The 15694-nt window shown below is 61.2% G+C and carries 17 protein-coding genes; 6 read left to right on the plus strand and 11 right to left on the minus strand.

Annotation, left to right across the window (positions count from 1 at the left end; translation table 11 throughout):
• Positions 1–25: 25 nt before the first annotated feature.
• On the minus strand, positions 26–139 hold the full coding sequence (locus CD351_RS05795; protein WP_111991720.1) for an enoyl-CoA hydratase: 114 nt from the start codon (positions 137–139) through the stop codon (positions 26–28).
• A 463-nt stretch (positions 140–602) separates the two neighbouring features.
• On the opposite strand from CD351_RS05795, the gene CD351_RS05800 reads away from it, so the two are divergent.
• Together CD351_RS05800 and CD351_RS05805 are read left to right on the plus strand one after the other, a co-directional pair.
• Positions 603–1472, plus strand: a complete 870-nt coding sequence (locus CD351_RS05800; RefSeq protein ID WP_111991721.1) for a crotonase/enoyl-CoA hydratase family protein — start codon at positions 603–605, stop codon at positions 1470–1472.
• 56 nt (positions 1473–1528) lie between these two features.
• Positions 1529–2029, plus strand: coding sequence for a MarR family winged helix-turn-helix transcriptional regulator (locus tag CD351_RS05805; RefSeq protein WP_111991722.1), 501 nt, complete (start codon positions 1529–1531; stop codon positions 2027–2029).
• A gap of 113 nt (positions 2030–2142) precedes the next feature.
• On the opposite strand, the gene CD351_RS05810 is transcribed toward CD351_RS05805, so the two are convergent.
• From CD351_RS05810 to CD351_RS05840, 7 genes are all read right to left on the minus strand, one after another.
• Entirely contained in the window at positions 2143–3144 is a 1002-nt protein-coding gene (locus CD351_RS05810; protein WP_111991723.1) for a type II secretion system F family protein, read from the minus strand.
• A 19-nt stretch (positions 3145–3163) separates the two neighbouring features.
• Positions 3164–4135 carry a type II secretion system F family protein gene (locus CD351_RS05815; RefSeq protein WP_111991724.1) on the minus strand — a complete coding sequence of 324 codons (972 nt, stop codon included), beginning with the start codon at positions 4133–4135 and terminating at the stop codon, positions 3164–3166.
• Between the two features lie 150 nt (positions 4136–4285).
• Entirely contained in the window at positions 4286–5569 is a 1284-nt protein-coding gene (locus tag CD351_RS05820) for a pilus assembly protein CpaE (protein ID WP_111991725.1), read from the minus strand.
• Positions 5570–5571: 2 nt separating this feature from the next.
• Positions 5572–6216 (minus strand): CpaD family pilus assembly protein, encoded by a 645-nt coding sequence (locus CD351_RS05825; RefSeq protein ID WP_111991726.1) that lies wholly within the window; start codon positions 6214–6216, stop codon positions 5572–5574.
• Between the two features lie 23 nt (positions 6217–6239).
• Positions 6240–7931 carry a type II and III secretion system protein family protein gene (locus CD351_RS05830; RefSeq protein ID WP_234027247.1) on the minus strand — a complete coding sequence of 564 codons (1692 nt, stop codon included), beginning with the start codon at positions 7929–7931 and terminating at the stop codon, positions 6240–6242.
• Positions 7932–8023: 92 nt separating this feature from the next.
• Complete coding sequence (gene cpaB, locus CD351_RS05835) at positions 8024–9124, minus strand: Flp pilus assembly protein CpaB (protein ID WP_111991728.1); 1101 nt, start codon at positions 9122–9124, stop codon at positions 8024–8026.
• Positions 9125–9222: 98 nt separating this feature from the next.
• Entirely contained in the window at positions 9223–9714 is a 492-nt protein-coding gene (locus CD351_RS05840; protein ID WP_234027248.1) for a prepilin peptidase, read from the minus strand.
• A gap of 151 nt (positions 9715–9865) precedes the next feature.
• On the opposite strand from CD351_RS05840, the gene CD351_RS05845 reads away from it, so the two are divergent.
• The 3 genes from CD351_RS05845 (at position 9866) to CD351_RS05855 (ending at position 12246) form a co-directional block, all read left to right on the plus strand.
• The gene (locus CD351_RS05845; protein WP_111991730.1) at positions 9866–10876 is read left to right on the plus strand and encodes an alpha/beta fold hydrolase; all 1011 of its coding nucleotides are present in this window, start codon (positions 9866–9868) and stop codon (positions 10874–10876) included.
• Positions 10876–12000, plus strand: a complete 1125-nt coding sequence (locus CD351_RS05850) for an FAD-binding oxidoreductase (protein WP_111991731.1) — start codon at positions 10876–10878, stop codon at positions 11998–12000. The genes CD351_RS05845 and CD351_RS05850 overlap by 1 nt, the downstream gene beginning before the upstream one ends.
• 69 nt (positions 12001–12069) lie before the next feature.
• Positions 12070–12246 (plus strand): YegP family protein, encoded by a 177-nt coding sequence (locus CD351_RS05855; RefSeq protein WP_111991732.1) that lies wholly within the window; start codon positions 12070–12072, stop codon positions 12244–12246.
• 71 nt (positions 12247–12317) lie between these two features.
• On the opposite strand, the gene rnhA is transcribed toward CD351_RS05855, so the two are convergent.
• The 3 genes from rnhA to ispH are packed head-to-tail and all read right to left on the minus strand — an operon-like array spanning position 12318 to position 14770.
• Entirely contained in the window at positions 12318–12761 is a 444-nt protein-coding gene (gene rnhA, locus CD351_RS05860) for a ribonuclease HI (protein ID WP_111993617.1), read from the minus strand.
• A gap of 17 nt (positions 12762–12778) precedes the next feature.
• Positions 12779–13762, minus strand: a complete 984-nt coding sequence (gene thrB, locus CD351_RS05865) for a homoserine kinase (protein WP_111991733.1) — start codon at positions 13760–13762, stop codon at positions 12779–12781.
• A gap of 24 nt (positions 13763–13786) precedes the next feature.
• On the minus strand, positions 13787–14770 hold the full coding sequence (gene ispH / locus CD351_RS05870) for a 4-hydroxy-3-methylbut-2-enyl diphosphate reductase (RefSeq protein WP_111991734.1): 984 nt from the start codon (positions 14768–14770) through the stop codon (positions 13787–13789).
• A gap of 129 nt (positions 14771–14899) precedes the next feature.
• Here ispH and CD351_RS05875 point away from each other — a divergent pair, with 129 nt between their 5' ends.
• Positions 14900–15547: a hypothetical protein gene (locus CD351_RS05875; RefSeq protein WP_111991735.1), complete on the plus strand. Its 648-nt coding sequence runs from the start codon at positions 14900–14902 to the stop codon at positions 15545–15547.
• Positions 15548–15694 lie beyond the last annotated feature (147 nt).

Genomic DNA, 15694 nt, shown 5'->3' on the forward strand with positions numbered 1-15694 from the left:
GGTCTCCTGGAAGAAGTTGGGTCGATCAGACCATCAGGTTGGGGCTTGCGGGGATGACGGCGTAGGCGAACAGAACCAGCGAAGTCGTGACCGAGATGGCTGCTGCGAAAAGGTTCTGAGCGGTGGTTGAAGCGAACATTTGAATTCTCCTTGGTTGTCTCTTTGGCATTGTGCGGTGTGTTTCCGCTTGATGCCCAGCACGTTGCAGGAGGTGTGCCAAACTTGAAAAACGGCGGAATTTCGGGGTTTTGCGATTTGGGCGCGTGTCACCCGATTGAGTGACATGCGCAGGGTTGGGAATTTTTCCCAACCATTGGGAGTGGTGTATCCGGGTCGCGCGAATGACCGTGTCCGGCCCGCCGATCCGTCCGGCTTTCCTACAGATCGCTCACCGCGCTACAGCCGGAAGAAAGCCCGCCCGGCGATCACCTCTGACCCCGCGCAACCGCCCGATCGGAAAGTCACACCTTGCCACGTGGAATGTCACACCTATGCTGCTCCAAAGCGGCGCAAAGCCGGGGAAAATCCGGGCCGCGCGCGGGGGAACGCGTTTTTTCAAAGCACCCCCTTGCGTGGTCCAAGTCCGATGGAGAGGAACCTGAATGAGCACCACCCAGATCATCGTCGACAAGGCCGATGGCATCGCGACCATCACGCTGAACCGGCCCGACAAGATGAATGCCTACACCCGTACGATGGGCGCAGAGATCATCGCGGCGATGGACGATATCGATGCCGATGACAGCGTGCGCGCGGTGATCTTCACCGGCAGCGGCGAGCGCGCCTTTTGCGCCGGTGCAGATCTGACGCCCGAGGGTGGGGGACAGGTGTTTGCAAGCGGAGACGAGGTGGAGAGCCTGTCGGACGAGCGGGTCCGTGACGGCGGGGGACTGCTCACGCTGCGGCTGTTCGAAAGCAAGAAGCCGCTGATCAGCGCGTGCAACGGCGTTGCCGTGGGCGTGGGCGCGACGATGCAGCTGGCGATGGATATAAGGCTGGCGAGCTCGACTGCGCGCTATGGCTTCGTGTTCGCCCGCCGAGGGATCGTGCCCGAAGCTGCGTCGAGCTGGTTCCTGCCGCGGCTGGTAGGCATCGCACAGGCGCTGGAGTGGTGCTATTCGGGCCGGGTCTTCGATGCCGAAGAGGCGCATAAAGGTGGTCTCGTGCGCTCGGTCCATGAGCCCGACGATCTGCTGCACGCGGCACAAGGCCTCGCCCGCGAGATTGCCGACAACACCAGCGCGGTGTCGGTCGCGATGACGCGGGCGATGATGTGGCGCATGCTGGGCGCGGATCAACCGATGGAAGCCCACAAGATCGACAGCCGCGCGATCTACTCCCTGAGCCGGGGCAAGGACGCCAAGGAAGGGATCGCGAGCTTCCTCGAAAAGCGCAAGGCGATGTATCCTGGCAAGGTCAGCGAGGACATGCCCGAATTCTACCCCTGGTGGGAGGAGCGCCCGTACGAGTAAGTCGCGCTCAATGCGTGACTTGCCTGCACAGTGGTTTCATGGGAAACCGCTTGGCCATGGACGACATCACCTCACCGCCAGAACAAGCGGCACACACTGCAGAATACCAGCTTTCGGCCTTCCTGCCGTATCAGCTCTCGATCGCGTCAAACGCGGTGAGCGCGCTCATTTCCGAGCGGTACCGCAAGCGTTTTGGGCTCAAGGTGACCGAATGGCGGGTGATGGCGGTGCTCGGCGATGCGGGGCTTCGCGGGGAGTTCCTGACCCAGCGTGACCTCACAGAGGCGACCTTGATGGATAAGGTCGCGGTCAACCGGGCTTGCAAGGTGCTCGAAGAGCGCGGACTGATCGCGCGGGCGACCAACGAGAGCGACGGGCGCTCGCACCTGCTTGAACTGACCGGGGAAGGGCAGGGCATTCACCGCGAAGTGATGCCGCTTGCCAAGGCGACCGAGCTTGAATTGCTCGAAGGGTTGTCGCCCGCAGAGGAGAACACGCTTCGCAAGATGCTGGAGCGTGTGCGAAGACGCGCTGCCGACCTCTCGCAGGGCGCCTGAACCACGGGCTAAGCGCAAGCAAAAACGGGGCCGATCCGCGCCTGATGGATCGACCCCGTCTAAGGTTTCAGCTTTCCTACAAAAGGTCCGCTCCGTTACTCGATGGCCGAGCCTTACTCCTTCGTCACCAGCGTATCGGTGATCGCACAGGCCGCCGGTCCAAGGATCACGATGAACAGCACCGGAAGGATGAACAGGATCAGCGGAACGGTCATGATCGCCGGCAGACGCGCTGCCTTCTCTTCGGCGCGCATCATGCGTTCGTTGCGGAACTCAGCCGAAAGAACGCGCAGGGCAGAGGCAAGCGGCGTACCGTAGCGTTCGGTCTGTACCATGGTGGTGACAACACCCTTCACCGCTTCGAGATCGACACGGTAGGCAAGATTGTTGAAGGCCATCCTGCGCTCGTTGAGGAACGAAAGCTCAATCGCGGTCAGGGCAAATTCGTCGCCGAGTTCGGGATAGGCGCGGCCCAGCTCCTTGGCGACGCGGTTGAAAGCGGCGTCGACGGTCAGGCCGGCCTCGGCGCAGATGACGAGGAGGTCGAGCGCGTCGGGAAGGCCCTTCTGGATCTCCTTGGTGCGCTTGTCGGCCTTGTTCTTCAGGAAGAGCTCAGGGCCCTTGTAGCCCAGGAACAGGCAGCCAGCCATCGCGAGGAACTTGTAGAAGTCGCTCTTGATGTCGAAAACGTTGAAGTAATAGATCGCGAAGAAGCCGACGATGCCGAACACGACCGGCAAGACGGCGCGCAGGCCGATGACGATGACCGCGAGTTCCTTGTTGCGATAGCCGGCATGGGCGAGCTTCTGCTGCACCGCCTGGAGCTGGCTTTGCTCAAGGACGTTCATCTTGCCAAGGCTGCTCTTGACCTTGTCGGTCGTATCGGACTTGCGCACGAGGCTGGCGCGCTTCTTGGTGCCCGAGGTGACGATGCCCGCCTTGAGCTCGTCGCGGCGTTCATTCAGCGCTTTGACGCGCTTGGCCATCGGGTCCTTGATCGTGATCGCGGCATAGATCGCCATGATCACGGCAAAGGCTGCGAGACCTGCCAGGAGCGTGCCGACAAGGACAACGTCAAAGCCGAGCAGAGTGGGTCCGGATTCTTGATTCAGCATGATACTTCTCGTCTCCGGATCAGATCTCGAAACTGACCATTTTGGCCATGATGAAGATGCCGATGCTCATCCATACAAGGCCTCCAAGACCCGTCACCATCAGGCGTTCCTCGACGAAGAAGCCGCCGATATAGGACGGGTTCACCGAGTAGATGAGACCGAACACGATGAAAGGCAGCGAGCCGACGATATAGGCCGAAGCTTTGGATTCCGAGCTCATCGCCTTGATCTTGAGCTTCATCTGCGTGCGCTTGCGCAGTACGTCGGCGAGGTTCGACAGCGTCTCTGCGAGGTTACCACCGGTCTCGCGCTGGATTGCGAGGGTGATGGTGAAAAAGTTGAACTCCGGAATGCCGAGGCGGTCTGCGGTTTCCTGAAGCGAATCTTCCATCGTCTTACCGATCTTGATACGCTCGACGATGCCCTTGAATTCAAGGCCGACCGGGCCGGGGACTTCTTGTGCAACAACCGCCAGCGTCTCGGTCACGGGGAGGCCCGAGCGCAGGCCGCGCACGAGCAATTCGATGCCGTCTGCAAACTTTGCGTTGAAGTCGTTGGTGCGCTTCTTGATGAAGAAACTGACGACGAGGTGCGGCAGGCCAAGGCCCACGAATGCGCCAGCGGCAAGCGACAGGAACGGGGCGCCGGTCTGGATAAAGAGCAAGACGCCGACGACCAGAATGATCCCGAGCGTCGCATAGAGATATTGCGAAACGGTCCAGCCCTTGCCGGTCCGGTCGAGCCGCACTTCGAGCGCTTCCGTGCGTGAACCGGAGCCAGCGACCTTGTGGGTCTTCGGCTTGCGAGCGGCGATCGCTTTCTTGAACTGCGATTCAACCTTCGCATCGGTGCTTTCCGAGTGACGGTAGCGAAGCGCTTCAAGGCGGCGTTTCTGCGCTTTTCCCGCGCCCGAACCGGTGACGAGGATGTACCCGACCACCAGAGCCGAAAAGATCACCAGCGTGATCAGCAGGGTCTGAATGATTTCCATGTCTCTCGTGTCCTGCCTTCTCGTGACGCCTCGTCACGCATGTTTGTCAGTTCATCGCGCCGCCCAGGTGGACGACCTGTCAGTTGCCGATCGGGCTTGACTGGATGAGGCTCGCGGGGTGGCGCGAGCCTCGTCAGCCTCGAGCATCACCTATTCGGTGGGCTCTGCCTCTTCGGACTTGTCCTTCTTCGCGAGGAGCGACTTGAAGTCGAAACCGCCAAGCAGCGACTTCTTCTCTTCCGTCACCGAGGAAAGATCTTCCTCGCTGGCGCCCATCACGCGCTCGGCAATGCGCTTGACCGCGCTGGTCGCCTTCGAGTTCTTGTTTGCCTCGACAAATACCTGACCCAGCTTTGCCGCGTTCGATGCCGCTTTCACGTCATAAGGAATGACAAAGTCGATCTTGCGCTCGATCGAGGCTTCGAAATCGGCCTTGCTGATTTCGGCAACACCCGGCTGGACCTTGTTGGCGACAATCATCGGGTGAGCGTGCGCTGCGTTGGTCTTGAGCCATGACAGGATGCGGATCGTGTCGCGCGCCGAAGCCAGCGTGAGTTCGCAGGTCAGAAGGACCAGGTTCACATCGGCCAGAAGGTGCGGGAAGTTGATCAGCATGTTGCGCGGCAGATCGATGACAGTCATCTCGAACGCCTGGCGGAATTCTTCCTCCAGCTGCACGAAAGCCGAACCATCGGTCATCAGCGGTTGGCTGATGGGTGCCTCTGCCGACAGGATCGACAGGTTGTCGCTGGCGCGGATCATGGCGCGCTCGATGAACAGACCGTCGATACGGCTTGGATTGTCGATTGCGTCGGTGAGGCCGCGACCCGGCTCCAGATCCAGCGCAAGTGCGCCGGTGCCGAAGTGAACGTCGAGGTCGAGCAGCGCAGTTGGAGCGCTGTGCTCCTCGCTGAACAGCCAGGATAGCGACGTTGCGATCGTCGAAGCGCCGACCCCGCCGCGCGTCCCGACCACTGCGGTCGAGATGTGACGCTTTACCGCCTCGCCGTCACCGCCCTTGGGCGAGGTGAAGACAGCAAGCGCTGCGTTGAGGGCATCGTGGACAGCCTGTGCGTTAAGAGGCTTGAGCAGGTAGTCGTGAATGCCGCTGGCGAGAAGGTCGCGGTAGAGGCGCACGTCGTTGACCTGGCCGATCGCGATCACGACCGTGCCTGGCTCGCACACTTCTGCAAGAGCGTTGATGTCGTTGAGCGGATCGCCGCTTTCCGACAGATCGACGATCAGGATTGCCGGCGATGCGCTGACGGACAGCGACTGGATCGCGTTGCGAAGACCGCCTTTGTTGCACTTTTCAGGCGGCCAGCCCATTTCAATCACGACCGGGCGCAGGACATCAAGCGCTGCGTCGTCGCAGATATAGGCTGCGAAGGGATCGCGATTGCCGGGAAGGCCCGATTTCCATGGAGCGTTCATTATCAGTTACCTCCGCCTTGAGCGTTTTGTAGACCTTCGGCTCCGGTCGGCGTGGCCTCGCGATAAGTCTGGATGGCGCGGTTGCTGGTCGCGATGAGTGTCTCACCCGAACCCGTCTGCCCCTCAAGAAGGTCTTCCGGATTGGCTATCATGGCCGCCATGTTGGAATTGATCGCACAGCCGTAACCCGGGCTGGATGCATTGTTGTAATTCATGTCCGATTTGGTCGACCAATCCGGGCAACCCGGCACGGACGCATCGCTGCGGGTGATGACCACGCGAGCCTGTCCGGGGGCAAGCGTACCCGACGTGGTTGGAGCGACTTCGGTGACGATCAGGCCGTATCGACCGGCCAGCTCGTTCACGGCTTCGGCGACAGCCGGGTTGCTCGACGGGTCCTCAATCGCGACACGGTCACCGTAGCGGAGATCCATCGTCTCGAACCAGCCATTGAGACGCTGTTGTTCGGAGATCGACAGGCCCGAGCGGTTGGTGTTCACGTCCATCGCGAAGTTGGTGCGTTCCACGACCGGCTGCTTGAGGCTGTAGAGCGAGGTGTTGGTGGCCATTCCACCGCAACCCGCGACTGCGAGCCCGAGCGAGAGGGCAACAGCGCCCATCAGTTTGCTGTTCTTTGCAAGTTTCATTGATTGAACCTTTCGCATTGGGCTTAAAGATCGAAGCCGGGTGTGACGGCGTCTGCCTGGCGTTCGCGACCACGGTTCGAACGGTCATCCGCGCGGCGCTGTTGCGGCTGAGGGACTGACGGGACGATCGCGGCCGGATCGGCCTGGCTGATGTTGGGATTGGGAGCATCGGGCTCGGCCGCTGTCGGGCCGGGGCGACGTTCGCCGCTGACGCCATCATTGTCCTTATAGCCGATGAACTGCTCAAGTTCGTTTGCCGAGTGATAGCCATCCGTCGGCAGAGCGATGTCGCTCGCGTTGACCGGCTTCACCAGATACGGCGTCACAACGATCACCAGTTCGGTCTCACCGCGGCGGAAGTCGCGGCTGCGGAACAGGTTGCCCAAAATCGGCACATCGCCGAGGCCGGGGGCCTTATCGAGAGCGTTCTGAGCGTTGTTGCTCAGAAGGCCGGCGATCATGAAGCTCTGACCCGAACCAAGCTCGACCGTCGTTTCGGTGCGGCGAATGGTGAGCGCTGGCACCTGGAAGCCGTTGAGCGTGACTGCGCCCTGCGAAGACAGCTCGGAGACTTCCGGACGGACGCGGATCGAGATCCGGCCATTCGAGAGAACCGTCGGCGTGTATGCGAGGCTCACACCGAAGTTGCGATACTCAATAGCGACGTTGCCAAGCCCTTGCGAAATCGGGATCGGGAATTCACCGCCTGCGAGAAAGGTCGCGGTCTCACCCGAAAGCGCAGTCAGGTTTGGCTGCGAGATCGTGGTGATGAGGCCGAGGCGTTCCGACAGATCGAGCGCGCCGATCGCGTCGAGGCCGAACAGGCGACCAAGGCCTGCAATCGTGGTTCCTCCGGTGTTGGAATCGATCCCGGGGCCGGTGAATGTAAGCGGATTGCCATTTGCGTCGAGCAGGAACTGCCCTTCAACGCCGGTCACGGCACCCGTTACCGGGTCAAAGATGGGCAGCCCGGCACGCGGGTTGGGGAAAGGGCCAGCGACCGGGTTCTGAACGCCCGCACCGACGCCCAATGGGCCGTTGCGGGGATCGAATCGACCCGTACCAAGCGAGCGTCCGGTGCCTACGCCGCCGCGGAAACCGCCGGTCGATGCGTCGACAGTCGTGAGGTTACCGCTGACAGCACGAACAAGGCTGCGGCTCACTTCGGCAAACTTGACCTGCAGGTTCACCTGAAGCGGTGTTGCCGTCTTCAGACGCGTGATCACGTTGGCCTGTTCACCAAGGAACGCGGTGACAAGGCGCTCTGCCTCGGCAGCGTCCTCGGGCGCAGCAACAGTGCCGGTAAGCAGCACGGTGTTGGTGCCCATCGTGGCGACGTTGACCTGTGCTTCAGGCATCGCGAGGGCGAGCATCTGGTCGATGCTGCCGATGTTCGAGCCGACGCGTACATTGGCGGAAAAGATCACTTCACCGCGAGCATCGCTTGCGTAGATCGTCGTCTCGCCGCCAGAACGTCCGAAAACGTAAAGCTGACGCTGCGACTTGATCTGCACATCGGCAACGTTTTCGTTGGCGACAAACACGTCGGCCATGGTGCCGGGCACCTGGACCAGCTCGCCGCGACCGATCGAGATTACGATCTCATCGCTCGGACTCACGACCTGCTGAGCGGTGGCTGTGCCGGTCGGCGCAGCTGCCAGAGGCAGCGCGGCGATGCTAGCAAGCAGCGCTTTTGCAAAGGACTTGGCTTTCATTGTCTGGGCCCCCGTGGATTTCCCTGATTGGCGTTCGGTCTTTTCAGCCGAAGCGCTCACATTTTTGATTGCGATGCGCATGGTCATTTCCCTCAGCGAATGATCGTCGAGGCAGCGGTTGGAACAACCTGACCTGCTTCGCCGACGCCTTGCGCAGTGGACGATCCGACTGCGCGGCTGGCTGAACCGACCGGCACTTCGCTGGTTGCCTTGCCGCGGGTAACGCGGACTGATGGGCCAGTGTAAACCGGCGCGCCGTTAACCGTGGATGCAACACCGGGTGCAGGCGGAGTGACGCGAGCCGGGCCACCATCGTTCTGCGGAGGGATGCTGCTGCGCTGGAAGCGCGAGACGTCGCCGCCGGTTGCAAAGGTCGAGCCCTTGTCCACGGGCTGACCCATGGCGGTGCGAAGGATACGCTCTTCTTCTTCAGGCGTAGCGTCGTCTGGAATTTCGAGATCGCCCGAGGCAATCGCGCGCTCAAGTTCGGCCTGGTTGTCGGCAATCGAACGCAGCACGAGAGTGAGCTGTCCGATCGTCTGGGCAACCGCGACCTTCTCAGCGATCTGCGGCGTCACTTCGAGTGTGACGGTACGGAACGCGCGAACGGCGGTCTTGCCTTCTTCGTTGGTAACCTGTTCGGTCGTCTGGTCGGTTGCAAGAACGCGGAGGTTACGAAGAACGGTTTCGGCTGCGTTGAGTGGGCGACCTTCGCCCGTCACGGTCTGGGTAAGAACCACGTCGACGCGGTCACCCGGGAAAACAAAGCCGGCAACGCCGGTCTTGGCCGACACAGGAACGGTAACAGCGCGCATACCCGGGCCGAGAGCCGCAGCGAGGAAGCCACGGTCGCCAGGGCTGACGAGCGAGCCTTGGGTCACCGGCTCACCGGCGGTAACCGGGAAGCGGACAACCGTGCCGAGCAACTGGCTCATGTCGGATTCGCCTTCGATGAAGTAGGCGTCCTGCACCAGCTCTTCAGGCCAGCGCTGATAACCCATGGCATCAGCGGTGATGATGGTACCGGCGGGCAGCGCACGGTTGGCGACCAGTACCTTGGGACCTGTCGGTTCCTGTACTGCTGCTTCCGCGCTTGGCGCTGCATCGCCTGCGAACATGCTCCGGGCAAGGATCGCGCTACCAATCGCAACGACCAGTGCACCAAGCAACAGAACCAGTTTCTTCCTATCCATGGCTAATAAGCCCCCTCGTGTCAGCCCTGAGAAATTGCGGGCAGGTATGGTTGCAACCGATAAGTCCTAATTGGTTAAGATCGGGTTCACGGGCGATCTCACGCAAATGCGGGAACCGAGATCAGTTTCGGGTAGAGAACCAGAAGCGCTCCGCCTGCGATGGCGACCCCGTAGGGCAGCACTCCGCGGGTCTTGGGACGCAAAATCATCAGGCGCAGGACGAAGAGCACGGCCATCACGCCGCCGCACAGCGCCATGTACCAAAGCATGCCGAGGTAGCTCATCGGAGTGAACCAGAGCGCGAGCGCGCCCAGCAGCTTGATGTCGCCGCCGCCAAGAATGACGATATTGAGCCGGTAACCGATATACGCGACACCAACGAGAATACCGCAGACGACCAGCGCAAACCCGATTTGCCAGGCCACATCCGGCCACAGCGACAATCCGCTTGCCCACCAGAAAACAGGCGCACCCGCCGCAATTGCGATGTTGAGCCAGTTGGAAATGGTCCGCGACCGAATGTCGGTGAACGCCGCAATCAGCAGTGCAATTGCCAAGGCAATCAGCAGTCCGTAGTGAATAGTCGTCATCAGCATATGGCCCCCGAAGGTCGGAAGTTCGCGAAAGCCGGGACTTCCCCGTTTGCGGTTCCTCTTCGAGGGTGGGTGCTACAGGCGAGTGCTTACCAAATAGTAACCATGATCTTCGGCGACCCGGTTGGGGAACAGAGCGATTAGCAAAATGAGCGATGCAGCAATCAGCGATGAAAACATGAGTGCAGAAGGTGCTATCGACAGACGCTCTATCCCGCCTGCTGCGAGCGAGAGCAATTGGCAGGCTGCCGATGGACATAGCTTGCGCCGGATAGATTGGCCCGGCGCATCGAACGATGCCGCGTCGTCCGCGCGCGGCTCGCTGCTGTTCATGCCGGGCCGCGGCGACACCTATGAAAAGTATCTGGAGAGCCTTGAAGAATGGCACCGCGCCGGATGGCGCGTGACCGCCGCAGACTGGCGGGGGCAAGCGGGCTCTGGCCGTCTCGGAGGCGACGCGGTTACCGGTCACATCGACGACTTCACCACCTGGACCCGCGACCTGGTGGAACTCTGGGATGGCTGGAAGAGCGAGGGTGCCGGCCCGCATGTGCTCGCCGGTCACTCGATGGGCGGTCATCTTATCATGCGCGCTCTGGTCGACGGCGATATTGCTCCCGATGCAGCAGTGCTGTCCGCGCCGATGCTGGGCATGGCGGGACCTAAGCTTCCGCTGCCACTGCTTCACAATGTCGCAAAGGTGATGACCAAGGTCGGCGACCCGTTGCGACCGGCATGGAAATGGAGCGAGAAGCCCGGTGAGCTTCCGAAGGACCGGGTGAACCTGCTCACCCACGATCCCGACCGCTACGAGGACGAATCGTTCTGGCGCACCGTGCGACCCGAACTGGTCATGGGCCCGGCAAGCTGGGGCTGGGTCGAGCGCGCGTATGATTCGTGGCGCAAACTCGAAGAACCCGGCGCGATGGAGGCGGTGAAGACGCCCGTGCTGATCGTCTCAACGTCGAATGACAAGCTGGTCAGCCACGCTGCGAATGTCCGCGCTGCATCGCGGCTGCCCAATGCAAAGCTCGTCAGCTTCGGCAAGGAAGCGCACCACGAAATCCTTCGCGAAGTCGATCCTGTTCGCGACCGGATGATGAGCGAGATCGCAAAATTCCTCGACGAGTTCGCGCCTGCCGGGGATCCAGCGCGCTGATGAACGACACGATTTATGATTTTGCAATTATAGGCGCCGGGATGGCCGGTGCCAGCATCGCGGCTGAACTCGCCGAGCATGCAAAGGTGATCGTGCTCGAAGCGGAAGATGCCCCCGGCTATCACTCCACCGGCAGATCCGCTGCATTCTGGGAAGAGTGCTATGGTGGGCCGGGCGTGGTCCCATTGACACTGGCATCGGGTGAATACCTGCGAGAACACGGCTTCCTGTCTCAGCGCGGCGCACTTTATATCGGGCGCGCCGAAGACCGGGCGCAAATGGACAGCTTCGTGCGGCAGTTCGACGGCACCGGCGTCTCGATTGAGCGCCTCAGCGGAGAAGCGGTGCGCGCACGCGTCCCGCAATTGCGCAAGGAATGGTGCGATGCGATTTACGAAGATCCTTGCGCCGACATCGACGTTGCCGGTTTGCACCAGCACTATCTCAAGGCGTTGAAGACCGCCGGTGTCACATTGGAATGCCGGGCTCGTATCAGCGCGTTTGAGCGACAGGCGGGCGGTTGGCGTATCTTCAGCGAAAGCGGCGAAAGCTGGCGCGCAGCTGAGATCGTCAATGCGGCTGGCGCGTGGGCCGATGTCATCGCGAAGCGCGCCGGAGCACGGCCGATTGGAATTGAACCCAAGCGCCGAACCGTTGCTCAACTGCGCGTCGCGCCCGCCGCTTGCGATGACCAACCGCTGGTCCTCGACATCTCAGGCGGCTTCTACTTCAAGCCCGACAACGGGCGTCTCTGGCTCAGTCCGCATGACGAAGTGCCATCTGAACCTTGCGACGCTGCGCCCGAGGAACTCGACGTTGCACGCGCAATAGACCGGTTCGAACGTGCGACCACTTGGCAGATCGAAGCGGTTGAGCGCCGTTGGGCAGGCCTTCGAAGCTTCGCGCCGGACAGGCTCCCAGTTTACGGTCGCGATCCTGAATGTTCCGGCTTTGCCTGGTTCGCAGGGCAGGGCGGCTTCGGCATCCAGACCTCGCCTGCCGCCGCGCGACTGGGCGCGCAAATTCTGCTGGACCTGCAGCCCGATGAACTGACCAGGGGGATTGACCGCACACGGTACTCGCCTGCGCGATTTTCCGAGTTGAAAGCGCGCCTCACGGGGTAGCCAGCGTGAAAGTGATCTGTAAAAAGGGTCGATGAGTTTCAACACTACCTAAGAGAGGGGAAACCATACATGGCTCACAAGTTCGAAATCTACAAAGACAAGGCCGGCGAGTTCCGCGTGCGCTTTAAGTATAACAGCGAAGTGATGTTCTCGACCGAAGGCTATTCCTCGAAGGACAGCGCCAAGAACGCGATCGCGTCGATCCAGAAGAACGGTCCAGGCGCGCCGGTCGAAGACAACAGCTGAGCCTTTAGCGCTTTTGAGCTTCAAGCGGGCGTGCCATCAGATCGATGGCGCGCCCGTTTTGCCTCGCGCTCTTATTCGCCGCGAGCGATCCGGTCCGCTTCGTCGCTGGCAAGCTGGTCGACGCGTTCGTTTTCAGCGTGGCCGTTATGTCCCTTGACCCAGTGCCATGACACTTCATGCCGCGCAGCGACGTCGATCAGGTCGTGCCACAGATCCGCGTTGCGCACAGGCTTCTTGCTCGCATTGACCCAGCCGCGCTTCTTCCAGCCGTGCACCCATTTCGTGATCCCGTCGATCACGTATTTGCTGTCTGAATAAAGGTCGACCTTGCAGGGCTCGATCAGTGCCTTCAGGCCTTCAATCGCAGCGGTGAGCTCCATACGGTTGTTGGTGGAATCAGCCTCGCCGCCCGACAATTCCTTCTCGTGCTTGCCCAGCCGAAGCAAAGCGCCCCATCCGCCGGGGCCCGGATTGCCCTTGCAGGCGCCGTCGGTGAAAATCTCGACATGTTTCATGGGACGGCTTTGCCCGATCATCTGACACCTTCAAACAGCGAAGCGCCGTTTTTGTCGTAAAATTCTAGCCTCCGAGCGAAATCCATCGGGTCCTTGCGCGTAACCAGCGCATCTGCCGGCGTTGAAATCCAGTCTTCGGCCCGGCTGGTGACGAAGCGAATGGCCGCACCGCGAGCGAGAACCGGCAGGCATTCGCGCTCCTGATCGCTCAGGGGCCGAACGCTTTCATACCCTTCCATCAGGGCATCGGCGACGGCCTGGCGATATTCGCTGCCGTCGCCGCTGAAGCTCCACGCGGCGTGAGTGACGGCGAGATCGTATGCGAACGCGTCTGTTGCCGAGAAATAGAAGTCGATCAGCCCGCTCACATGTTCGCCAAGCATAAGCACGTTGTCGGGAAACAGGTCGCAGTGGACGACGCCGCCTGGCAGATCGCCCGGCCACGCTTTTTCAAGCGCTTCAAGCTGCACCTTCAGGATCGAGGGAAGGGCCGGGTCGATCTCTGCCAAAGCCGCGTCACCGCAGCGTGCTGTGATTTCGCTCCACGCTGCGAGGCCCATGTCATTCGCGCGTGTCTGGCCGAAGTCTTTGACAGCGAGATGGTTCTGCCCAAGCGCGCGACCAACCGAGCGTGCCTGACCAGCGGTAGGATGATCCACGGAAACGCCGGGCAGATATTCGATGAGCGCAATCGCCTTGCCATCGAGATAGCGAAAACTCGCGCCTTCGCGGTCGTGGATGGTCCGGGGCACCGGGCAGCCTTTGGCGGCGAGGTGATCCATCAGGTCGAGGAAAAACGGCAGGTCCGAAAGTTCGATCCTGCGCTCATACATGGTGAGGATAAAGCGCGTGTTTGTGCCGGATGTGCCGGTTGTTTCGATCAACCAGTTGGAGTTCGAAACGCCTTCGGCAATGCCCTTGGCACTTATCAGCTCGCCAACATCATAATGCGCGATGAGATCGGCAAGATCCTCTGCGCCAAGATGGGTGTAGACCGCCATGGCTAGCGAGCGCTCACGAATGTCCTATTCGGTCAGCTGTCGCGGCAGCTTGAAGACCATCTGCTCTTCAGTGTGCGTGATGGTCCGCTCCTGAATCGGCCTCAACCTGGCGAGGGCATCGACGACTTCGCGGACAAGCACTTCAGGCGCGGATGCCCCTGCTGTTAAACCGATCGTGTCAATCCCGTCGAGCCACGCCGGGTTGATTTCCTCTGCGCGCTGGATGAGCTTGCCGGGAGTGCCCAGCCGTTCGGCCACTTCGACCAGCCGCAACGAATTGGACGAGTTGGGAGCACCCACGACCAGAACCAGCTCGCAATCCCTCGCCAGTTCCTTGACCGCCGCCTGACGGTTCGATGTCGCGTAACAGATATCTTCTGCCTTTGGTCCCTTGATATTGGGATAGCGCCATTCGAGCGCTTCGATCACTTCGCGCGTGTCATCGACCGAAAGCGTCGTCTGCGTGAGGTAGGCAAGCTCTTCATCCGAATCGAACGGCAGCTTGTCGACGTCTTCAATGTTCTCGACCAGCGTCATCTGGCCAGGCTCCACCTGACCCATCGTCCCGATCACTTCAGGATGGCCCTGATGCCCGATAAAGATGATGTGGCGGCCTTTTTCCAGCTGGCGCTCAGCCTGGCGGTGAACCTTCGAAACCAGCGGACAGGTCGCATCGACATAGACCATGTTGCGGCGCTCTGCTTCGGCAGGCACGGACTTGGGTACACCGTGCGCGCTGAACACGACCGGCGCGTCGGTCGGCACTTCGTCGAGTTCCTTGACGAAGATCGCGCCCTTGGCTTTCAGCCCTTCCACGACGTATTTGTTGTGGACGATTTCGTGGCGCACATAGACCGGCGCACCGTACCTCTCGAGCGCCTTTTCGACGATCTCGATCGCCCGGTCCACGCCCGCGCAAAAACCGCGTGGTGCGGCGATCAGGAGGTTGAGCGGCCTGGCATCGACTGTGCCTGTCGCAGGCTTGGTATCGGGCAATGGAGCGTTCATAAGACTGCCACTAGCGCTTTGCGGCGCGGCTCGCTAGGGCAACGTGAGTTTGCCATGTTCTGGCCAACAAAATTGGGCGCGGTCCGGACGGCCGCGCGAGAGTGACAAATTTCGAGGGATCACCTGTATATGACGTTTCGCACCCGTGTTCTGCCTGCCATCGCACTCGGCGCCGCACTTGCAGGCTGCTCGAGCGAAGGTGAGCTGGTGGTTGACCAGGGCGTTGGCATTACCTCGGTGCTGACCCGTTGTCCCGCTGTGGGCATCCCGGATTACACTGGCGACGTGACCACATTCCGTGCAGCCGATCCGACGCTGGCCAATCTCGACGTCTCTGCTTCGATCACGAACCTGCGGTCCACATGCGATGATTCGAGCGAGCGCGTCTACACCGAAGCTACCTTTGATGTCCGCGCACGCCGCAGCGACGTGCGCGGTGCACGCACGGTGACGCTACCATACTTCGTGACCGTCCTTCAGGGCGGCAGTGCGGTCGTGACAAAGCGCGTGGGCGAAGTGACGCTGAACTTTGCCGACGGACAGGAACGCGCTCAAAGCAGTGCGCGTGCCGGATCATTCGTCGATCGCACGGCGGCATCGCTTCCCGAGGATATCCGCGAACGCATCACCCGCCGACGACGGGCCGGCGATCCCGAAGCTGCGCTCGACCCGCTGGCCGAACCGGAAGTACGCGCAGCCATTGCGCGCACGCGTTTTGAGATGCTGATCGGTTTTCAGCTGACCGAAGAGCAACTCGCTTATAACGCGACGCGTTAATCTTCGCGTTCGCCCATCCGGGCGAACTCCTCGCTAGACCTGCTTCGCTTCGTTACGCAGCCGCTGCGGACGCCCAGTCAGGCTTGCGACGCCTCTGGCGTCGAATCCCTTGCATTGGTCCTTTGTCCCTCCTTCCCTTTGCGCTAA

This window comes from Erythrobacter sp. KY5, assembly GCF_003264115.1.
GTDB lineage: Bacteria > Pseudomonadota > Alphaproteobacteria > Sphingomonadales > Sphingomonadaceae > Erythrobacter.

What these genes read in the sequence shown, in the direction of transcription:
- CD351_RS05795 (WP_111991720.1), bottom strand. Translation starts at nt 139, where the DNA reads ATGTTCGCTTCAACCACCGCTCAGAACCTTTTCGCAGCAGCCATCTCG.
- CD351_RS05800 (WP_111991721.1), top strand. Translation starts at nt 603, where the DNA reads ATGAGCACCACCCAGATCATCGTCGACAAGGCCGATGGCATCGCGACC.
- CD351_RS05805 (WP_111991722.1), top strand. Translation starts at nt 1,529, where the DNA reads ATGGACGACATCACCTCACCGCCAGAACAAGCGGCACACACTGCAGAA.
- CD351_RS05810 (WP_111991723.1), bottom strand. Translation starts at nt 3,144, where the DNA reads ATGCTGAATCAAGAATCCGGACCCACTCTGCTCGGCTTTGACGTTGTC.
- CD351_RS05815 (WP_111991724.1), bottom strand. Translation starts at nt 4,135, where the DNA reads ATGGAAATCATTCAGACCCTGCTGATCACGCTGGTGATCTTTTCGGCT.
- CD351_RS05820 (WP_111991725.1), bottom strand. Translation starts at nt 5,569, where the DNA reads ATGAACGCTCCATGGAAATCGGGCCTTCCCGGCAATCGCGATCCCTTC.
- CD351_RS05825 (WP_111991726.1), bottom strand. Translation starts at nt 6,216, where the DNA reads ATGAAACTTGCAAAGAACAGCAAACTGATGGGCGCTGTTGCCCTCTCG.
- CD351_RS05830 (WP_234027247.1), bottom strand. Translation starts at nt 7,931, where the DNA reads ATGAAAGCCAAGTCCTTTGCAAAAGCGCTGCTTGCTAGCATCGCCGCG.
- cpaB (WP_111991728.1), bottom strand. Translation starts at nt 9,124, where the DNA reads ATGGATAGGAAGAAACTGGTTCTGTTGCTTGGTGCACTGGTCGTTGCG.
- CD351_RS05840 (WP_234027248.1), bottom strand. Translation starts at nt 9,714, where the DNA reads ATGACGACTATTCACTACGGACTGCTGATTGCCTTGGCAATTGCACTG.
- CD351_RS05845 (WP_111991730.1), top strand. Translation starts at nt 9,866, where the DNA reads ATGAGCGATGCAGCAATCAGCGATGAAAACATGAGTGCAGAAGGTGCT.
- CD351_RS05850 (WP_111991731.1), top strand. Translation starts at nt 10,876, where the DNA reads ATGAACGACACGATTTATGATTTTGCAATTATAGGCGCCGGGATGGCC.
- CD351_RS05855 (WP_111991732.1), top strand. Translation starts at nt 12,070, where the DNA reads ATGGCTCACAAGTTCGAAATCTACAAAGACAAGGCCGGCGAGTTCCGC.
- rnhA (WP_111993617.1), bottom strand. Translation starts at nt 12,761, where the DNA reads ATGAAACATGTCGAGATTTTCACCGACGGCGCCTGCAAGGGCAATCCG.
- thrB (WP_111991733.1), bottom strand. Translation starts at nt 13,762, where the DNA reads ATGGCGGTCTACACCCATCTTGGCGCAGAGGATCTTGCCGATCTCATC.
- ispH (WP_111991734.1), bottom strand. Translation starts at nt 14,770, where the DNA reads ATGAACGCTCCATTGCCCGATACCAAGCCTGCGACAGGCACAGTCGAT.
- CD351_RS05875 (WP_111991735.1), top strand. Translation starts at nt 14,900, where the DNA reads ATGACGTTTCGCACCCGTGTTCTGCCTGCCATCGCACTCGGCGCCGCA.